The sequence below is a fragment of the Pseudomonas sp. RU47 genome (assembly GCF_004011755.1).
Taxonomy (GTDB): Bacteria; Pseudomonadota; Gammaproteobacteria; order Pseudomonadales; family Pseudomonadaceae; genus Aquipseudomonas.
In genome coordinates this window covers 6,613,308-6,632,166 of the sequence record NZ_CP022411.1, presented here as the reverse complement: position 1 = coordinate 6,632,166, position 18,859 = coordinate 6,613,308, and the positions used below count along the sequence as shown (strand labels likewise).

The 18,859-nt window shown below is 60.9% G+C and carries 15 protein-coding genes; 11 read left to right on the top strand and 4 right to left on the bottom strand.

The window, feature by feature from the left end; translation table 11 throughout:
• Together gmd and CCX46_RS30450 are read right to left on the bottom strand one after the other, a co-directional pair.
• Complete coding sequence (gmd, locus tag CCX46_RS30455) at positions 1-972, bottom strand: GDP-mannose 4,6-dehydratase (protein ID WP_007954189.1); 972 nt, start codon at positions 970-972, stop codon at positions 1-3.
• Positions 969-1,883: a GDP-mannose 4,6-dehydratase gene (locus CCX46_RS30450; RefSeq protein WP_127930322.1), complete on the bottom strand. Its 915-nt coding sequence runs from the start codon at positions 1,881-1,883 to the stop codon at positions 969-971. The genes gmd and CCX46_RS30450 overlap by 4 nt, the downstream gene beginning before the upstream one ends.
• Positions 1,884-2,312: 429 nt before the next feature.
• On the opposite strand from CCX46_RS30450, the gene CCX46_RS30445 reads away from it, so the two are divergent.
• The 5 genes from CCX46_RS30445 to CCX46_RS30425 all read left to right on the top strand — a co-directional run bounded on the left by CCX46_RS30445 (position 2,313) and on the right by CCX46_RS30425 (position 9,523).
• Complete coding sequence (locus CCX46_RS30445) at positions 2,313-3,890, top strand: glycosyltransferase (protein WP_238704366.1); 1,578 nt, start codon at positions 2,313-2,315, stop codon at positions 3,888-3,890.
• Positions 3,884-5,185 carry a glycosyltransferase gene (locus CCX46_RS30440; protein WP_127930320.1) on the top strand — a complete coding sequence of 434 codons (1,302 nt, stop codon included), beginning with the start codon at positions 3,884-3,886 and terminating at the stop codon, positions 5,183-5,185. The genes CCX46_RS30445 and CCX46_RS30440 overlap by 7 nt, the downstream gene beginning before the upstream one ends.
• 55 nt (positions 5,186-5,240) lie before the next feature.
• Positions 5,241-6,065, top strand: a complete 825-nt coding sequence (locus CCX46_RS30435) for a class I SAM-dependent methyltransferase (RefSeq protein WP_127930319.1) — start codon at positions 5,241-5,243, stop codon at positions 6,063-6,065.
• 148 nt (positions 6,066-6,213) lie between these two features.
• Positions 6,214-7,398: a DUF3142 domain-containing protein gene (locus CCX46_RS30430; protein ID WP_127930318.1), complete on the top strand. Its 1,185-nt coding sequence runs from the start codon at positions 6,214-6,216 to the stop codon at positions 7,396-7,398.
• Positions 7,385-9,523 carry a hypothetical protein gene (locus tag CCX46_RS30425; RefSeq protein ID WP_127930317.1) on the top strand — a complete coding sequence of 713 codons (2,139 nt, stop codon included), beginning with the start codon at positions 7,385-7,387 and terminating at the stop codon, positions 9,521-9,523. The genes CCX46_RS30430 and CCX46_RS30425 overlap by 14 nt, the downstream gene beginning before the upstream one ends.
• Here the strand turns inward: CCX46_RS30425 and CCX46_RS30420 are convergent.
• Complete coding sequence (locus CCX46_RS30420; RefSeq protein WP_127930316.1) at positions 9,520-10,149, bottom strand: LysE family translocator; 630 nt, start codon at positions 10,147-10,149, stop codon at positions 9,520-9,522. The two genes, CCX46_RS30425 and CCX46_RS30420, sit on opposite strands and share 4 nt — an antisense overlap.
• Before the next feature lie 144 nt (positions 10,150-10,293).
• On the opposite strand from CCX46_RS30420, the gene CCX46_RS30415 reads away from it, so the two are divergent.
• Positions 10,294-10,767 (top strand): Lrp/AsnC family transcriptional regulator, encoded by a 474-nt coding sequence (locus CCX46_RS30415; RefSeq protein ID WP_064116528.1) that lies wholly within the window; start codon positions 10,294-10,296, stop codon positions 10,765-10,767.
• 129 nt (positions 10,768-10,896) lie between these two features.
• On the opposite strand, the gene lpdA is transcribed toward CCX46_RS30415, so the two are convergent.
• The gene (gene lpdA / locus CCX46_RS30410; RefSeq protein WP_127930315.1) at positions 10,897-12,297 is read right to left on the bottom strand and encodes a dihydrolipoyl dehydrogenase; all 1,401 of its coding nucleotides are present in this window, start codon (positions 12,295-12,297) and stop codon (positions 10,897-10,899) included.
• A 211-nt stretch (positions 12,298-12,508) separates the two neighbouring features.
• Here lpdA and hflK (CCX46_RS30405) point away from each other — a divergent pair, with 211 nt between their 5' ends.
• The 5 genes from hflK (CCX46_RS30405) to bufA2 all read left to right on the top strand — a co-directional run bounded on the left by hflK (CCX46_RS30405) (position 12,509) and on the right by bufA2 (position 18,821).
• Positions 12,509-14,470 (top strand): protease modulator HflK, encoded by a 1,962-nt coding sequence (hflK, locus tag CCX46_RS30405; protein ID WP_127930314.1) that lies wholly within the window; start codon positions 12,509-12,511, stop codon positions 14,468-14,470.
• Positions 14,467-15,507 carry a protease modulator HflC gene (gene hflC, locus CCX46_RS30400; protein ID WP_127930313.1) on the top strand — a complete coding sequence of 347 codons (1,041 nt, stop codon included), beginning with the start codon at positions 14,467-14,469 and terminating at the stop codon, positions 15,505-15,507. The genes hflK (CCX46_RS30405) and hflC overlap by 4 nt, the downstream gene beginning before the upstream one ends.
• Entirely contained in the window at positions 15,504-16,553 is a 1,050-nt protein-coding gene (gene hflK, locus CCX46_RS30395; protein ID WP_127930312.1) for a protease modulator HflK, read from the top strand. Before hflC ends, hflK (CCX46_RS30395) begins: the two co-directional genes overlap by 4 nt.
• Positions 16,550-18,457, top strand: a complete 1,908-nt coding sequence (locus tag CCX46_RS30390) for a heavy metal translocating P-type ATPase (protein ID WP_127930311.1) — start codon at positions 16,550-16,552, stop codon at positions 18,455-18,457. The genes hflK (CCX46_RS30395) and CCX46_RS30390 overlap by 4 nt, the downstream gene beginning before the upstream one ends.
• A gap of 112 nt (positions 18,458-18,569) precedes the next feature.
• Positions 18,570-18,821: a BufA2 family periplasmic bufferin-type metallophore gene (gene bufA2, locus CCX46_RS30385; RefSeq protein ID WP_127930310.1), complete on the top strand. Its 252-nt coding sequence runs from the start codon at positions 18,570-18,572 to the stop codon at positions 18,819-18,821.
• Positions 18,822-18,859: the final 38 nt, after the last annotated feature.

The window sequence follows — 18,859 nt, the reverse complement described above, 5'->3', positions numbered from 1 at the left end:
CTACTCCTTGGCGACGCGTTTCATGTCCGCATCCATCATCATGCGGATCAAGGTATCCAGGTCGGTTTTCGGCTTCCAGCCCAGTACGCGCTGAGCCTTGGCCGGATTGCCGAGCAGCACTTCGACTTCGGCCGGGCGGAAGAAGGCCGGGTCGATCTTCACGTAATCGCGGTAGTTGAGGCCGACGTGATCGAAGGCGATGCGGCACATTTCCCGTACGGTGGTGGTGACGCCGGTGGCGACCACAAAATCGTCAGGCTTGTCTTGTTGCAGCATCAGCCACATGGCTTCGACGTAATCACCGGCAAAACCCCAGTCACGCTTGGCGTCAATGTTGCCCAGGGCCAGCTCCTGCTGTTTGCCCTGCTTGATGCGTGCAGCGGCGTCGGTGACCTTGCGGGTCACGAACTCGATGCCGCGCAGTGGCGATTCATGGTTGAAAAGAATGCCGCTGCTGGCGTGCAGGTTGAAACTTTCGCGGTAGTTGACGGTGATCCAGTGGCCGTACAGCTTGGCCACGCCGTAAGGGCTGCGTGGGTAGAACGGTGTGTTTTCGTCCTGCTGCTCAGCCTGGATAAGGCCGAACATCTCACTGGTCGAAGCCTGATAGAAGCGGGTGTGCGGGCTGAATTGACGGATCGCTTCGAGCAGATGGGTAACGCCCAGGCCGTCAACGATGCCGGTGGTCACCGGTTGATCCCACGAGGCGGCGACAAAGCTTTGCGCGGCGAGGTTATACACCTCGTCCGGCGCCGACTTGATGACCGCACGCTGCACCGAGCAGGCATCGGCCATGTCGCCATCGAGATAAACGATGTCGGCTTCGACACCCATCTCGCGCAGGCGCCAGCGCGAATCGCTGCTGCGTCGTGCCACCAGGCCATGAACCTTGTAGCCCTTGTCGAGCAACAGTCTGGCCAGATAGGCGCCGTCCTGGCCAGTAATCCCTGTGATCAGTGCACTTTTAGTCATTCTTGTTTTACTCGCTTCTCCCAGTCGGACAGGATCGCCCGCAGGGATTGTTGTGTAGTGATTTCAGGCGTCCATCCGGTGGTCCGGGTCAGCTTGGTGTGACTGCCGCAAACGCGGCGCTGGTCGGCGCGGCGCATGCGAGCCGGATCTTGAACCAGTTGCACTGGCACTTCGGCCAGATCGGCCAGTTGTTCAATCAGACTGCGGATGCTCTGCTCGCGCCCTGAGCAGATGTTGTAAACCTGTCCTGGTACACCTTTCTCCAGCAGCGCGAAATAGGCCGAAATCACATCGCCGACATCGAGGAAATCCCGCGTGACGTCGATGTCGCCGACTTCCAGTTGCGGGGCTTGCAGGCCCTGTTTGATGCGATTGATCTGGCGGGCGGCACTGGCGATGACGAAACTTTCTTTCTGTCCTGTGCCGATGTGGTTGAACGGCCGCGTGACGAGCACCGGCCAGTCCTCACTCAAACCCCATTGCAGGCTGAGAAACTCGGCCGAGAGTTTGCTCACCGCATACGGATTGCGCGGGCAGGGCGCTTGTTGTTCGGTGATCGGCAGATCGCTTTCGCTGACCTGGCCGTAAACGTCGCCGGAGCTGACGTACAGGAACGTGCCCTGAAAACCACGGGTCTTGAGAGCCTGCAACAGATTGAGGGTGCCGAGCAGATTGATGTCGAGGGTACGTGCCGGGTCGCGGAAAGCTTCGGGGACGAACGTCTGGCCGGCCAGATGAATGACCGCGTCAGGCATTTGCGGCCACAGGTCGACAAGGTTGTCTGGAGCCGTCAGGTCGTAACGTGAAGCTGCAGGCAGCAGTTCCCACGCAGAGTCAGGCGAGGCCAAACGTGACTGAATATGTTGTCCAACGAATCCACTGAGACCCGTGACGAACAGACGCTTTTTCAAACAGCGACCCCTTGGTCTTGGTTTTCGCGGCACTTCCTACAGGCTCTAGAGAAGGGGCTGTCAGACCGGTCGGAAAAAAAACCGCTAAGACGACAGGCGAAAACGTTGTTGTAGTTATTTGCTGCCAATCTGTGCCAATTGCCGAGCAATTTCAACTGGCCATACCGTGACTGGTCAGTTCTCGTCAGCGTAGCGGATTTATTCTCGCCGGGCGGTTCACGAATCCTCGACGGATGTGTTTAGAATGCCCCTCGTCGCCAAATCCCGGGCTTTGATTCGGGAACCGCGACGCAGGGTGAAACCGACCACTAAAACAAGAACGAAGACGTACCCGATGACGAAGGACGAGGGCCGGCCATGCCGACTCGATCCAGCGCACGGCCGTCATAGCATGAAGGTACCGGGATGGCGCCTTCATCGTGGGATGCCATGAATTTCATTCTTTACTCGGACGTCAACGACAGTTCCATCAGCCAGAGTCTCGGGCGCCCCGAATACAGCTATTACTTTGTACTCAAGGCCTATCGCCCGGTGCTGGAAAGTCTTGGACGCGTGCACGTGGTGGCCTCTCCCGCCGATGTCGATACGCTCTATCGACAGTTGCTCGTCGCCGGCGAAGACAGCCTGTTCCTGTCGTTCACCCCGCCGCAGAAAACCCCGGTCGACCTGGAATGCCCGACGATGTGCGTGGTGGCCTGGGAGTTCGATTCGATTCCTGATGAGCAGTGGGACAACGACCCGCGTCAGGACTGGACGCAGATGCTTGCCCGTCAGGGCCGCGTTATCACGCTGTCGAGCCACACCGCCCGGGCAATTCGTCGTGCCATGGGCGAAAACTTTCCGGTGTTGGTATTGCCAACACCGCTGTGGGAAAACTTCGCAACGATTCGTCAGCAGACGCTGAGTACACCGGTGAATCCGGGCACATCGCTGGCGATCAAGGGCTGCATTTTCGATACTCGCACTCTCGGCCTCTGCGCCGACGCACTGATCCCGACGCCGATAACGCCGGAAGAGGAAGCCGCGCTGGCCGCTGCAATCGAAGCCGCGCGCCCGCCACCGCTGACCCTCAAACGCCGCTTCGTCATTGCCCGGCATTACCTGCGGCTGTGGGCGCTGAATCTCGGGCACGAGCAGGTCGAGCCGGTGCCACGGGTGAAATTTCTCTACAACTGGTACTGGGAAGGCATTCGCGACCTGGTGCCGGACACGCTGCACGGCTGGCTCGAACAACGCCTGCCGGCGGTGTGTGGCGCGCTGCCGGTGCCTGTTGTGGAACCCGTGCCACTGGATTTGCCGGACACTACCTCAGTGGTCGAGACCACGGTCGATGGCGTGGTTTACGTCACGGTGTTCAACCCCAAGGATGGTCGCAAGAACTGGCACCAACTGATTACCGCGTTCTGTTGGGCGTTTCGTGAAACGTCCGACGCGACGCTGGTGTTGAAGATTACCCAGAACGATCTGGCCTCCTACTACAGCGAGTTGATGACCTTGCTCGCGCAGCTCACGCCGTTCGCTTGTCGGGTGGTGGTGATGCACGGTTACCTCGACGACGCGCAGTACGCCAGGCTCTATCAGGCGGCGAGTTTCTATGTGAATGCCTCGCGCTGCGAAGGGCTGTGCCTGCCGCTGATGGAGTTCATGTCCAGCGGCAAGCCGGTGATCGCTCCCGATCACACGGCGATGGAAGATTACATCGATGACGCAGTGGCGTTCGTGGTCAAGTCCAGCGAAGAGCTGACGATCTGGCCGCAGGACACGCGGATCATCTACCGCACGTTGCGTTACCGCCCGGACTGGGGCTCGCTGAAGAGCGCCTACGAAAACAGCTATCAGATGGCCAAGGCCCGGCCACAGGACTATCAGCGGATGTCGGTGGCTGCCGTCGAGCGCATGCACGATTACTGCGCGTTCGCGCCGGTGCAAAAACGCATGGCGGACTTTTTCGCGCTGACGCCCATGTCTGCCGATGCCACGCCCGTGACGGATAACGCCTCATGCTGATCATCATTCATTCGGAAACCAACCAGCACACCATTGCGCAGAATCTCGGGCGTTCGGAGTACAGCTATTACTTCGTGCTCAAGGAATATCGCCCGGTGCTCGAACGGCTCGGGCGGGTGGTGGAAGTGCTCGATCCCCAAGCCGAAGTCGATACGCTGTACCGGGAATGCCTGAGCCGTGGCGAGCCCTGTGTGTTTCTGTCGTTCTCGCCGCCGCACCGCACTCCGGTGCATTTGGCGTGTCCGACGTTGCCGGTATTTGCCTGGGAATTCAGCACCATTCCCAACGAGCCGTTTGCCGGTGAACCGCGCAACGACTGGCGCACCGTGCTGGCAGCCTGTGGCGCGGCGATCACCCATTCCAGTTACACGGTCAACGCCGTACGCGAGGCGATGACGCAGAATTATCCGATCGTCGCGGTACCGGCGCCGGTGTGGGATCGCTTTGCCGCACGCGGCGCGCAATTGCAGGGGCAAGTAGCGACTGAGCCGCTGCGCCTGACCATCAAAGGCCTGGTGGCGGACAGTCGAACCCTCGATCTGAATGCGTTCGGCCCGGCGCATTTGCGCAATGGCGAAGGGATTGATTTTGCCGCGCCGATTACCGAGCAGGCGTTGTTGCTGGACGGCGTGGTGTACACGGCAGTGTTCAATCCCGGTGACGGACGCAAGAACTGGGAAGACATGCTCAGCGCTTTTTGCGTGAGTTTTCGCGACGTCGAAGATGCCACGCTGGTGCTCAAACTGACTCATCACGACGCCGAAGAAGCGCTCGGCGATATCCTGCATCACTTGTACAAAAACCAGTCCTATCGCTGCCGCATCGTGCTGATCTACGGCTACCTCGCCGACCCGGATTACGAGCGACTGGTGCAGGCCACCCGTTACGTGGTCAACACCTCATATGGTGAAGGTCAGTGCTTGCCGCTGATGGAGTTCATGTCCTGCGGCAAACCGGCGGTGGCGCCGCGCACCACGGCGATGATCGATTACCTGAGCGCCGACAACGCCTTCCTGATCGAGTCCACCGATGAACTCACCGCCTGGCCACACGACCCGCGCCGGGCCTTCCGCACGCTGCGTTACGTGACCAACTGGGCGTCGTTGTGCGAGGCCTATAAAGCCAGTTACGAGGTGGCGAAAAACCAGCCAGCACGTTATGCACAGATGTCGGCGCAAGCGGTCAACAGCCTGCAAGGTTTCTGCAGTCAGGCCGTGGCTGAACAGCGTCTGCAGGTGTTCCTTGCGCAGTTGTTCGAGCAACGCCTGGCTGCCATGGAAGTCCGTGAAGCATGAACAGCAAACACCTCGGCACGTCCCGAACCGTCGTCCCATCTCCTGGAGCCACCTCATGCTGAGCCTTTTGAAGAAACTCACGGCGGGCACGCCTGCACCGGCCCCGGAGCTGCCAGTCGCAGCTGCCGGGAAGACCGATCCGTACATGCTCGGCCTGCACGATGCGATGCTCAGTGGCTGGTTCAATCAGGAAACCGGCGAGTTGTTCAAAGGCTTCCCGGTGACTGCCGATGACACGCTGCTCGACGTCGGCTGCGGCGATGGCGGCAACGTGCATTTTTGCGGCATGCGCGGAGCGAAAATCATCATCGCCGACATCGACGCAGGCAAAGTCGAAGCGACCCGCCAGCGCCTGAGTGACACGCCAGCACGGGACGTTGAATGCCACGTCACCGACTGCAACCCATTGCCGATCGCCGACGCCACGGCGACGCGCGTGGTTTCCACCGAAGTCATCGAGCATGTCGACGACCCGGCGCAGTTTCTCGCTGAACTGGTACGTGTCGGCAAGCCGGGCGCGCTGTACCTGTTGAGCGTGCCGCACCCAAGTTCCGAAGACCTGCAAAAAGACATCGCCGCCGCCGAGTATTTCCAGAAGCCCAACCACATTCGCATCATCAGCGAAGAGCAATTCAAGGCGATGGTCAGCGAGGCAGGGCTGGAGATCATCAGCCACAGCCAGTACGGATTTTACTGGTCGATGTGGATGCTGCTGTTCTGGGAGGCCAAGGTCGAATTCAGCCACCCGGATCATCCGCTGCTCAATCACTGGGCCGACACCTGGCAAGCGGTGCTCGACTCGCCGCGTGGGGCGCAGATCAAACAGGCGCTGGATGCCGTTGTCGCGAAGAGCCAGGTCATCATTGCCCGTAAACCCTGAGCACTTTCCTTTGTGGGAGCGAGCCTGCTCGCGAAGAGGCCGTGTCAGTCGACATCGTGGTTGAATGACACAATGCCTTCGCGAGCAGGCTCGCTCCCACAAGGTTTTGTGTAACCTTGCAGCCTTGTGTGGTCTGGGGTTGGAAGGTATGCGGTTTATTGTCGGTCTGTTTTTGGGTGTGTTGCTGTCGGGTTGCGAGCAGCGCGATGCGCCAGCCCTCGACCAACAACTCTACATCTGGCAACGCCAATGGACGCCGGCCCATGCGCTGGCGCTGCGTGACAGTCACGATGACTTCTCGACACTGCGCGTCCTCGCGCTGCAGGCCTTTCCAAACGCAGGATGGAGTCGCGCCCGGATCGATGCGCCGTTATTGAAAGCCGATGGCCGCCCGTTGATCGCGGTGATTCGTCTCGACGGCCAGCTCAAGTCGCTGGATCAGGATCAAGTCACCACGCAGATTCTTCAGGTACTCGCCGAGTGGCAGGCGCAAGGCCTGACGCTGAGTGGCGTCGAGATCGATCACGACGCCGGTAACGCACGCTTGCCGGTCTACGCTGAATTCCTCAAACACCTGCGCTCGGCATTGCCGAAAGATATCCCGCTGAGCATCACCGCACTGCCAGCCTGGCTCGACAGTGCGCAATTGCCGACACTCCTGCAAACCGTCGACAGCAGTGTGCTGCAAGTCCACGCCGTCAGCGATCCGCGCCGGGGATTGTTCGATCCTGATCAGGCGTTGAAGTGGGCCAAGGCCTGGGCGCGAATCACCGATAACCCTTTTTATCTCGCGCTGCCGGCTTACGGTGTCGCGCTGTTGCCGGATGACGGCGGGGCGCCGGTGGTGGAGAGCGAAGTGCAAATAGAGCGGGGCGGTGAGCGCCGCGAGCTGCTCGCCGATCCGCAGCAGTTGAGCCTGCTCGGCAAGTCCTTGCGCGAGAGCCCGCCCGCGCATCTGGCCGGGTTGATCTGGTTTCGTCTGCCGCTGGCCAATGATCGCCGCGCCTGGAGCCTGACCACCCTGCGCGCGGTCGCCCGTGGCGATCAACTCGTCAGTCAGCTCGGCGTGACGTTCAGCGAACACAACGGTCTCTACGACATCAAACTCGACAACCCGGGCAATCTCGACAGTGCCTGGCCGGTGCAAATCACGCTGAAGGCGCAAAACTGTGAAGGCGCCGATGCGCTCGCCGGTTACTCGTTGCAACAGAGCCCGGATCTGCTTACCTTCACCCGCCTGCGCGATGGTCGCTTGCCGGCGGGTGGACAACGCGTCATCGGTTGGGCGCGTTGCGCAAATATTGATCAAGGAGGTTCGCATGTTGACCCGTAACTGGCCCCGCCATCTGCTCTGCCTGAGCCTCTGCCTGCCGCTGGGTTCGGCGTTCGCCTGCGGGCCGGATTTCCCCATGCGCCTGCTCGACAATCGCGGGCAGACTCTCGCGGATCTGCCTGAGGGCAACTTCAACTTCGAACTCAGTCGCCTCGGCAAAACCATTGCCGGGCTGAAGAACGTCACCGCTGCAACGCACAATCCCAACGACCTGTACGGCGAGGAAAACGCGGCCGCCGAGGCGCGCGGAAAAGCCGAGCAGGCTGGCCTGAGTGCCGAGCAGCAAGTACTGGTCAAGCAATTGCGCGAGCTGACCGATGCACGTCAGGTCGAGGTGCAGGGCGCCAGCCTGCCGGCGGAAATCCGTTTGTACGTGGCCGGCGCGGTGGCATTTGCCACGGGCGAGCATCAACTCGCCGTCGATTATTTCAACAAGCTGCTGGCGCTGCCGGCGGATCAGCGTCCGTTGCGCAGTACGTGGGCGGCGTATTCTCTCGGGCGTACATTGTTCGCCATGAGCAGCGAGGCCGGGGATAAAGTCGTCGCGCTGGAGCGATCGCGTGATGCGTTCCGGCAGGCCCGGCAACTGAGCATCGATGGTTTCAGCGATCCGCTGGAACTGGGTGTTGCCAGTCTTGGCGAAGAGGCGCGTGTTGTGCGCGCCGCCGGCGACTGGAACGGCGCGATTGAATTGTATGAAGCGCAGAATCTGCATGGCTCAGCGGTGGGTTACACCTCGCTCAAGCAATTGATGAACGAACTGGCGGAGTTGCCCGAGGCCGAACTGGCTGAGTTGCTCCAGCACAAATCCGTGCAGCAATTGGTGACGGCCTCGCTGGTCAGCCGCCAGGGCTGGTCGTTTGGCGATGAGCCGCCGAACGAGAAGAAACTGGTCAAGCTGCTGCAAAACAGCACCCGTGGCAGTCTGGAAAACGCGGATCGTCTGGCGGCGATGAGTTATCAACAAGGCGATTACGCCGGCGCCAAGGCTTTCCTCGAAAACGCCGGTGATGGCGGTCTGGCGTGGTGGCTGCGGGCGAAACTGGCGGTGCGTGACGGTGATAAAAATGCCGCCGCCGCAGCCTATTCGAAAGCCGCGCAGGCCTTCCCGCAGAAAGAAGACTGGGGTTATCGCCGCACGCCGGACTGGGCTTACGAGAGCCTGCAGCCGAAATGCCGGGTCGAGGGCGAAAGCGCGATCCTCGCCTTGCAGCGCGGCGAATACCTGCAAGCGTTCGTGCAGTTGTATCGCAGCAACAGCACCTATTGGTTTGATGCTGCGACCGTGGCCGAGCGTGTGCTGACGGTCGAAGAGCTGAAAAAATACGTCGACGATAACGTGCCGGCGCCGCCCGCATTGACCCAGCAGGAGCGCGACAACTACGTGCCGTTGCCGGTCGCCGCCAGCCTGCGCAATCTGCTCGGTCGGCGCCTGTTGCGTGAAGGGCATTACGCAGACGCGGTCGCTTACTTTGACAATCCCGATCTGCAAAACAAGGCCCGACTCTACGGCGAGCAACGACTGAAGGCCGATGCCGCGTGGTGGCCGACCAAACGCGCCAGCGCGTTGTACAACGCCGCATGGACGGCCCGCGAGTGGGGCATGGATATTCTCGGTTATGAGATGGCGCCGGACTACGCCACGTTCGGTGGCAACTACAGCCTGGAAAGTGTTGAGTTGAAAGTCGGCCCGCTGGTCAGCGAAGCCGAAGTGCAGCGTCAGACCGCTAGCGAAGCGAAACCGGATCAGCGCTATCACTACCGTTTCGTCGCCACCGAGCTGGCCGGGCGCGCTGCTGACAACCTGCCGCACACCAGTCAGGCGTTTGCTGCTGTGCTGTGCAACGCCGCTGGCTGGAACAGCAGCCTGGAAGATCAGAGCGCGCTGTATCAGCGCTATATAAAGGAAGGCCCGTTCGTACCGTGGGCGGTGGACTTCGGCAATCAGTGCCCGTACCCGGATTTCGAAAACGCCGACAAGCGTTACGTCACTCAGGTAACCGATGCTGTGCGCTCGTCGTTGCGGCCGTACAAGTGGCCGGTGCAGATCGGCGCGGTTGTGCTGGTCGCGGGCGCTGCGTTGCTGTTGATCAGTCGTCGCCAGCGCAAGGCCCGCAAAGGCTAAGCCTGCTGGACGAAGGTCAGGCGCACGGCGAAACCGATCAGCAGGCTGCCAAACAGCCATTGTTGTACACGTTGGGCCGTTGGACTGTGTTGTAGCCAACGGCCCAGCGCGGCGCCGGTGAGGGCGTAGGCGCTGTCGAACAGCAGGCCGACGCCAACCAGCAGCATGCCAAGCACGGCAAACTGGCTTAACACCGGCGCGCCGTCGTTGACGATGAATTGCGGCAGCAGCACCGAACAGAACAACAGTGCTTTTGGGTTGAGCAGGTTGGTCAGCAAACCGCGTCGGACGGCGTCGCGCCATTGCCCGTGGGAATTGCCAGGCTCGCCAGCATTCAGGTTCGGCAGCAGGGTGCTGCGCAGGCATTGAATGCCGATCCACAACAGATACGCCGCCCCCGCCAATCGCACCGCCTCGAATGTCCACGGCGCGGCTTTGAACAGCGCCGCCAGCCCCAACGCCGCCAAGGCCACGTGACAACCACGGGCAACGCCCAGGCCGATGGCAGTGGCCAGCGCCGCACCGCGCCCCTGGCGGGCACCGGTTTGCAGCAGCAGGATCATGTCCGGGCCGGGCAACAGATAGACCACCGCCAATGCCAGGAAAAACAGCCAGAGACTCGCCACGCTACACCCCTTTCGTTGTCGATTCGGTGAGCCAAGTCTAGGGCCGAAAGGTGGGGCAGGTGCTTGCGTAGTCCGCTTCAAAAGCCTGCTGCTTTAGCATAACCTGCTGGTTTTCACCGTAACGACTATCAGGATCTGCCAAACATGAAACTCGACGCCTTTGATCGCAAGATTCTCGCGGCCCTGCAACGCAATGGACGCCTGAGCAATGTCGAACTGGCGGACGAAATCGGCCTGTCGGCCTCGCCGTGTCTACGCCGGGTGCGGATGCTGGAAGAGGCCGGGGTGATCCGTGGCTATCAGGCCAATCTCGATCGCGATGAGGTCGGGCTGGGGTTGACGGTGTTTGTCGGGGTCAAGGTCGAGCGTCATAACGACGAGCAGGCCGAGGCCTTCTACAAAGCTGTCACCGCATTGCCGGAAGTGATTTCTGCGTTTCTGGTGTCAGGAGAGTCGGATTTTCTGCTGCAAGTGGTGGTGCCGGACTTGCGTGCGTATGACCGCTTTCTCAGCGGTTGTCTGTTGAAGTTGCCCGGGGTGAGCGATATTCGCAGCAACTTTGCGATTCATACGGTGAAGACGCCGGGGGCTTTGCCCTTGGGGCATCTTCCGCTGTAGACCGAGTCGCACCCTTCGCGAGCAGGCTCGCTCCCACAGTGACCGCGCTCCTTCTGGAGGACTGCGGTCGAATGTGGGAGCGAGCCTGCTCGCGAAAGCGGGAGTCCGGTCAATAAAGATTTCAGAACCCTACATCTGCGTCGCCATTCCCTCGACATTCATCGCCGCCTGGCGCAATGCCTCTGATCTTGTTGGATGCGGATGGCAGGTCAACGCAATGTCCTCGGCCGAAGCACTGAACTCCATCGCCACACAAAACTCGCCAATCATTTCACTGACGCTCGGTCCCACGAGATGTACGCCGAGTACTTCGTCCGTGCGCTCGTCGGCAATGACTTTGGCAAAGCCCTCGGTCTCATGGTTGATTTTCGCCCGGCTGTTGGCGGTGAACGGAAACTTGCCGACCTTGTAGGCGTGCCCTTCAGCCTTCAGTTGCTCTTCGGTCTTGCCGACGCTGGCCAGCTCCGGTCGGGTGTAGATCACGTTGGGGATCAGGTCGTAATTGACTTCGCCGGCCTTGCCGTGGATCTGCTCGACGCAGGCCATCGCCTCGTCTTCAGCCTTGTGCGCCAGCATCGGGCCTGAGGTCACGTCGCCGATCACCCAAATACCAGCGGCTTCGGTGCGATGCTGTTTGTTGGCGAGCATGCCGCGTTTGTCGGTGCTCAGGCCGACGTTTTCCAGACCCAGGCCTTGGGTGTACGGACGACGACCGATCGCCACCAGCACGTAATCGGCCTCGAGCAGTTCAGCGCTGCCACCCGCCGCAGGCTCGACGCTGAGCTGTACACCGGTGGCGGAAGACGTGGCGCTGGTGACTTTCGAGCTCAGCTTGAAGGCGAGGCCCTGTTTGCTCAGCGAGCGTTGCAGGGTTTTCCCGGCCTCGCCATCGACGCCGGGGCAAATGCGGTCGAGGTATTCGACCACGGTGACCTGCGCACCCAGCCGTCGCCACACCGAGCCCAATTCCAGGCCAATGACGCCGGCACCGATCACCACCAGATGCTTGGGCACTTCACTCAGCGACAGCGCGCCCGTTGAGTCGAGGATGCGTTTGTTATCGATTTCGACGCCTGGCAGGGGAGTGGGCTCGGAACCGGTGGCGATGATGATGTCCTTGGCGGTCAGTTCGATTTTGTTGCCCTGATCGCCAGTCACCGTGACCTTGCCGGGACCGTCGATGTGGCCCCAGCCTTTGATCCAGTCGACCTTGTTTTTGCGAAACAGAAATTCGATGCCTTTGGTCAGGCCGGCCACGCTTTCGTCTTTCTGTTTCATCATTTGCGCGAGGTTCAGCGTCGGTTTGACCTCGATGCCAAGGTTGGCGAATTCCGCCCCCATCGCCGCGTCATACAGCTCCGAGGCATGCAACAGGGCTTTGGAGGGCATGCAACCGACGTTCAGACAGGTGCCGCCGAGGGTCGCGCGACCTTCCACGCAAGCAGCCTTGAGGCCCAGCTGGCCGGCGCGGATCGCCGCGTTATAACCACCGGGGCCGCCGCCCAGAATCACTACGTCATAGTTGCTCATGCGCTTGCTCCTGATTGATGGATGCGGATCGCTAAAAGTAGTTCCGGATAAAAATTACGAACGTAATATGTGCGTTTCGAGGCTTTTCGGTCAAGGCTTCAGGCAAGCGACAGGTTGGGCATCTTTGAATAAGGGTAATTGTGTACGAATATTTCACGCTTTTCGTTATATCGTAACGATATGAACAGCGGACCATTGAATTTGGGGTGATATGCAAGTCGATCTGGAGGTGGATGGCACGCAAGTGACCGGACTGCCGCGCTTTCAGCAGGCGGCCGTGCAGAGCCGGCACTTGCGACGTTGGGCGATCAGCCTTGGCGGATTGGCCGGAGCGGGGTGGATGCTGGCGTTTTTTGTCGGCCTGTTTGCTCCGCAGTCGTTGTGGTTGCCGTTGCTGATCAATCAGAGTGCGGCGTTGCTGGTGTTGGTTGCCGGGATGCAATCGGCTTGGTGGGTCACGCAATGGCGCGCGCAGGCGATCAATCCTGTCGCGGTGACGCCGGTAGCCGTGGACGAAGAATCTGCGCCGCAAGGTTGGTACGAGCGATTATTGGAGCGCCTGAGCCAGTGCAGTTTGCATCTGCTCGGCCAGATCGGTGCGGCGACCCTGTGGTTGGGCGGTCTGGCGCTGCTGGTGGTGTTAAGCATCGACCAGGTGTGGAACCTCGCTTTGCCCGCCGCCGCCGTCGGTTTATCCGCCACAGTCGGCGCGGCGCTGGCGTTGTTATTGGCGTTCGGCTTGCTGGTGCTGGAGCGACAACTCGCACAGGAAAATCCCGCGCAATGGCCGGACGCGGGCTCACTGGCACAACTGACGCGTGTGGCAATCATCACGCTGGTGCTTGGGGCGCTGTGCTTACTGTTCGCCAGCGAGAACGCCATTTGGCCGGTTCGCGTCGCCGTTCTGCTGGGGATATTGCCGGGATTGGTCGCGATTGAGCTGTTATTGCGCGCTGTTCTTTCGATTTTCAGTCCGCGCCGAGAACAGCTCGAACCGACGCTAATGGCGCGCAGTTTCGTCGCCGGCATGCTGCGCTGGCCGCCACAGCCATTGCTCGCGTTGCAGCATGAATTGCACAACCGTTTTGGCATCGATCTGCGGCAGATCTGGGCGTTCAGTTACATGCGCCGGGCGTTTCTGCCGGTGCTGGCGTTGGTTGCTGCCGTGGGGTGGTTGCTCACCGGCATTCATGAAATCCCCCTGCAAGGCCGCGGCATTTATGAGCGTTTCGGCAAACCGGTGCAGGTGTTCGGCCCGGGATTGCATACAGGTTTGCCGTGGCCGCTGGGGCGCGTGCTGATCGTTGAAAACGGCGTGGTGCACGAATTGGCAACCAGCGTCGGCGAGAATCCGGTGCCGGTGCGAGCCGATCCTGCTGAAGGTCCGGCGCCATTCACAGCCAATCGTTTGTGGGACGCCAGTCACGTCAATGACAAATCGCAAGTCATTGCCAGCAGCCGTGGCGATCAGCAGAGCTTTCAGATCGTCAACATGGACGTGCGTTTCGTCTATCGCATTGGCCTGACTGATCAGGCAGCAGTGGCGGCGACCTACAACAGCGCCGACGTGCCGACACTGATCCGCAGCACCGCCAGCCGGATTCTGGTGCACGATTTTGCCTCGCGCACGTTAGACGGTTTGCTCGGCGAAGATCGGGTAGGGCTGGGCGAAGAGATCGGTCGTGCGGTGCAACGCGATTTGCAACAACTCAACAGTGGCGTGGAGATTCTCGCCACGGTCGTCGAAGCCATTCACCCGCCGGCCGGTGCCGCCAATGCCTATCACAGCGTGCAAGCCGCACAGATCGGCGCGCAAGCATTGATCTCCCGCGAACGTGGCGCCGCTGCTGAAGCGAGTAATCAGGCGCAGTTGCAGGCCAGCCTTGCTCGCGATCAGGCCAGCGCCAATGCGCGGGAAACCAGTGCCACGGCGCAAGCGGCGGATCTGAAATTCACTGCCGAGCAAAAAGCCTACGCCAGTGCCGGTCAGGCCTTCGTGCTCGAGCAATACCTCGGCCAGCTCAGTCAGGGCCTGAGCAAAGCCAATTTGCTGGTACTCGATCATCGCCTCGGTGGCAGCAGCAATGCGCCGACCATCGACCTGCGTACCTTCACGTTGCCGGCTGACCCGACGCCCGCGCGCACCACCGCTCAACCAGGAGTTACCCATTGAGCCAGTCGCACACGCACCAACCGCATGATCACAGCGGCCACGATCACGGCCACGGCGGACATCATCATGGGCATCATCACCATCACCACGGTGCGCCGGAAGAGGCGGGGCCGTTTCCGTGGCGGCGCATGGCCTGGGCCGTGTTGCTGGTGGCGTTCGCCATCGCCGCGGCGAGCCTGGTGCAAGTGCGCTCCGGTGAAGCCACGGTCATCACCCGTTTCGGTAATCCGTCGCGGGTGTTGCTCGATCCGGGTTTGAGCTGGCGCTGGCCGGCGCCGTTCGAAGCGGCGATCCCGGTTGATTTGCGGCTACGGACGACGTCCAGCGGCTTGCAGGATGTCGGCACCCGTGACGGTCTGCGCATCATCGTCCAGGCTTATGTGGCGTGGCAGGTGCAGGGCGATCCGGACAACGTGCAGCGATTCATGCGCGCAGTGCAGAACCAGCCGGATGAGGCTGCGCGGCAGATTCGTACCTTTGTCGGCTCGGCACTGGAAACCACCGCCAGCAGTTTCGATCTGGCGAATCTGGTCAACACCGATGCCAGTCAGGTGCGCATCGCCGACTTCGAAGCGCAGTTGCGTCAGCAGATCGATCAGCAATTGCTCGCGACCTATGGCGTACATGTTGTGCAGGTCGGCATTGAGCGTTTGACCTTGCCGTCGGTGACGCTCACCGCCACGGTCGATCGCATGCGCGCCGAGCGTGAAACAATTGCCACCGAGCGTACGGCGATCGGCAAGCGCGAAGCCGCGCAAATTCGTTCCGCTGCCGAGCGCGATGCGCGAATTGTGCAGGCTGACGCCATGGTGAAAGCGGCAGAAATCGAAGCACAATCTCGCGTCGAAGCCGCACAGATCTATGGCCGGGCGTACGCCAGTTCGCCGCAGCTGTATAACTTGCTTCGTTCACTGGACACCCTTGGCACCATCGTCACGCCGGACACCAAACTGATTCTGCGCACCGATGCTGCGCCATTCCGCGTGCTGGTCGACGGCCCTCTGACACTCGACAGCAAATCCGGTTTGCAGCCATGAATGAACAAGTTCCACGTGGAACACATGCGCTGAACAGTCCGTGGATTCAGGCTGGACGTTTGGCGTTTTTTGCTTTGTATGCGGTGACGGTACTGGCCGCGTTGGCTTGGGCGTTTTCCAATGTGCGGCAAATCGATCCGCAGAATCGAGCGGTGGTTTTGCACTTCGGCGCGCTGGATCGCATCCACAATGCCGGTCTTTTGTTGGCCTGGCCACAGCCTTTCGAACAGGTGATTCTGTTGCCGGCAGCCGATCGGGTTATTGAGCGTCGCGTCGAGAATCTGCTGCGCAGCGATGAGGCGCTCAAGGCCGATCGGGTCGCATCCTTCGCTGCACCCATCAGCGATGCTCTGGCCGGTTCTGGTTATTTATTGACCGGTGATGCGGGGGTGGTGCAACTGGATGTGCGGGTTTTTTACAAAGTCACCGATCCTTATGACTTTGTCTTGCAGGCTGATCATGTGCTGCCGGCGTTGGATCGGTTGGTCACCCGAAGCGCTGTGGCACTGACTGCCGCGCGGGATCTGGACACCATTCTGGTCGCTCGCCCAGAGTTGATCGGTACCGATAATCAAGCGGCCGAACGCCGTGAACGGCTGCGCGGTGATCTGGTGCAAGGCATCAACAAACGCTTGGCCGAGTTGAAGGTGAGCGGGCAGGGCATCGGTATCGAGGTGGCGCGGGTCGATGTGCAATCGAGTCTGCCCGATCCGGCGGTCAGTGCTTTCAATGCGGTGTTGACCGCCAGTCAGCAAGCCGACAAAGCCGTGGCCAACGCACGCACCGACGCCGAGAAACTCACGCAAACCGCCAACCAACAAGCCGACCGCACGCTGCAAGTTGCTCACGCGCAGGCCGGTGAGCGCCTGGCCAAAGCCTCGGCCGACACCGCCACGGTATCGAGTCTGGCCAGCAGCACCGACCCGCAAATGCTCCTGCGCCTTTATCGCGAGCGCATGCCGAAGATTCTCGGTCAGGCCGGATCGGTAACCACGGTCAACCCGAAAGACGATTCCCGCCTGATCATTCAGGGAGCCAGTAAATGACCGCGACCATCGCCGCACCAAGTCTGTTGTCCTCGGCCGAACAACGCCGCGCTGCCCGACAACTGACCTTGGCCATGCTTGCACTGGGCTTGCTGGGTCTGGGCTTGATCTGGCGTTGGCTGGTGCCGGAGCAAACCGGTGTCAGCCAGTTGCTGTTGGGTTTCGCTTCTTTATTGGTCGCCGTGCCGGTCATGCGTTCGGCGTGGTACAGCCTGCGTTATCCGAGTCTGCATGGCATCACTGATCAACTGATTGCTCTGGCCATGCTCGGCGCGTGGGCAACCGGTGATCTGCTGACGGCGGCGTTGCTGCCGATCATCATGATCTTCGGCCATGTGCTGGAGGAACGCAGCGTCATCGGTTCGCAGGAAGCGATTCATGCCCTCGGTCAACTGACCCGCAGCCATGCGCGTAAGGTACTGACGGATGGCTCGATCATCGAAGTGGACAACGGCACGTTGAAGGCAGGCGACACCGTTGAAGTGCGAGCCGGTGATCGAGTGCCGGCAGATGGTCGGGTGTTGTCTGGCCAAGCCAGCCTCGACACCGCTTCGATTACCGGGGAATCAGTGCCGGTCGAGGCGGGCGTCGGCATGAGCGTATTTGGCGGCGCGATCAATCTCGACGGCCTGTTGCGCATCGAAGTGACGCGAACCGGCGATGAGTCGACGCTCGGCAAGGTCATCGCGCTGATGCAGAACGCCGAGCGCTCGAAACCGCCGATCACGCGTTTGCTCGAACGCTACGCTGGCAGCTACATGGTGCTGGTATTGCTGCTGGCGGCGGTGACCTGGTTCATCACCAATGATGCGCAGGCAATGCTCGCCGTGTTGGTAGCGGCGTGTCCCTGCGCGTTGGTGTTGTCTGCCCCGGCGACGGCGATTGCCGGTGTGGCAGTGGCGGCACGCCACGGCATTCTGATTCGCAGCTCGGCGTTTCTTGAAGAGCTGGCTGATCTCACTTCACTGGTGGTCGACAAGACGGGGACGCTGACTTACGGCACCTTGCGCTTGCAGTCGATCGACAACCCGCGCGCAGAGTCGTCCGCGATCATGGCACTCGCCGCCAGTCTCGGGGCGGCGAGCAGCCACCCGGTCAGTCGTGCGCTCGCAGGGCTGGTCACTCAAGACCAATGCTTACCGTTGAGTGATATCCACGAGCGCCAGGGACTCGGGGTCGTGGCCATGACCGGGCAGGGCGAAGCGGCGCTTGGCCGCCCGGAGTTGTTCGCGCAACTCGGCATTATTACGACAACTATTCCCGATCATGACGGCCCCATCGCCGGGCTGGCACTCAACGGTGAGTTCCTTGCCTGGTTGCTGCTGGCGGACAGCGTCAAACCGGAGGCCCGCTTTGCCCTCAGTGAATTGCGTGAACTGGGTCTGGGTCGACAGCTGTTGCTCACTGGCGATCGCCAGAGTGTGGCTCAGTCGCTGGCCAAGGATGTCGGTTTGCATGAGGTCGAAGCTCAGGCGTTGCCCGAAGACAAACTCAATCGTGTGCTCAAGGAAATCGACAACGGCTTCCGGCCGATGGTGGTCGGTGACGGCATCAATGATTCGCTCGCGCTCAAGGCGGGCGTGGTTGGTGTGGCGATGGGCGCGAGAGGTGCGGACATTGCGCTGGCCTCGGCAGACATCGTTTTGATCGGCAGCGACCTGCGCCGACTGGGCACCTGCGTGCGCCTCAGCCGTCAGTGCCGCAGGACGTTGCAGGTCAACGTGATCATTGGTCTGGGCTGGACGCTCGCCATTGTCGTGTTCGCCGCATTCGGCTGGCTCGGCGCTGCCGGGGCGATGATCGCCGCGCTGCTGCACAACCTCAGCACGCTGCTGGTACTTGGCAATGCCGGGCGGTTGCTGCGCTTTCAGGAGCCGTTATTGAAGCTCAAGGAGGAGCCTTGAAAATTATTTTTTGATCTTCTGTAACGCCTTCGGGGGCGCTCTCTCTAGTGCTATGTCGGGACTGAACAAACCTTCCAGCCGACACCCCTGACGATTACCGAGGATAAGAAAAATGACTATCAAGACCGCTGCTGCTGGTGCCGCTCTCGCTTTGGCCGCCGCGACCCTGTTTGCCGGTGTGGCCACTAACGCGATGGCTGCTGATGCCAACGTTCATTGTTATGGCGTGAATGGCTGCAAGGGCCAGAACGACTGCAAGACCAAAGATCACGCGTGCAAAGGCTTGGGTTCGTGCAAAGGTCAGGGCTTCAAGGCGATGACTCAGGCGGCTTGCGAAGAAGCCGGTGGCAAGGTCGGCGAATAACTGACCGGTTAGTGTCGCCGCAGTGGTTTGCGCCACTG

Bases quoted from the DNA above. Each gene is read 5' to 3' on its own strand.
- gmd (WP_007954189.1), bottom strand. From the start codon at position 972: ATGACTAAAAGTGCACTGATCACAGGGATTACTGGCCAGGACGGCGCC.
- CCX46_RS30445 (WP_238704366.1), top strand. From the start codon at position 2,313: ATGAATTTCATTCTTTACTCGGACGTCAACGACAGTTCCATCAGCCAG.
- CCX46_RS30440 (WP_127930320.1), top strand. From the start codon at position 3,884: ATGCTGATCATCATTCATTCGGAAACCAACCAGCACACCATTGCGCAG.
- CCX46_RS30435 (WP_127930319.1), top strand. From the start codon at position 5,241: ATGCTGAGCCTTTTGAAGAAACTCACGGCGGGCACGCCTGCACCGGCC.
- CCX46_RS30430 (WP_127930318.1), top strand. From the start codon at position 6,214: ATGCGGTTTATTGTCGGTCTGTTTTTGGGTGTGTTGCTGTCGGGTTGC.
- CCX46_RS30425 (WP_127930317.1), top strand. From the start codon at position 7,385: ATGTTGACCCGTAACTGGCCCCGCCATCTGCTCTGCCTGAGCCTCTGC.
- CCX46_RS30415 (WP_064116528.1), top strand. From the start codon at position 10,294: ATGAAACTCGACGCCTTTGATCGCAAGATTCTCGCGGCCCTGCAACGC.
- lpdA (WP_127930315.1), bottom strand. From the start codon at position 12,297: ATGAGCAACTATGACGTAGTGATTCTGGGCGGCGGCCCCGGTGGTTAT.
- hflK (WP_127930314.1), top strand. From the start codon at position 12,509: ATGCAAGTCGATCTGGAGGTGGATGGCACGCAAGTGACCGGACTGCCG.
- hflK (WP_127930312.1), top strand. From the start codon at position 15,504: ATGAATGAACAAGTTCCACGTGGAACACATGCGCTGAACAGTCCGTGG.
- CCX46_RS30390 (WP_127930311.1), top strand. From the start codon at position 16,550: ATGACCGCGACCATCGCCGCACCAAGTCTGTTGTCCTCGGCCGAACAA.
- bufA2 (WP_127930310.1), top strand. From the start codon at position 18,570: ATGACTATCAAGACCGCTGCTGCTGGTGCCGCTCTCGCTTTGGCCGCC.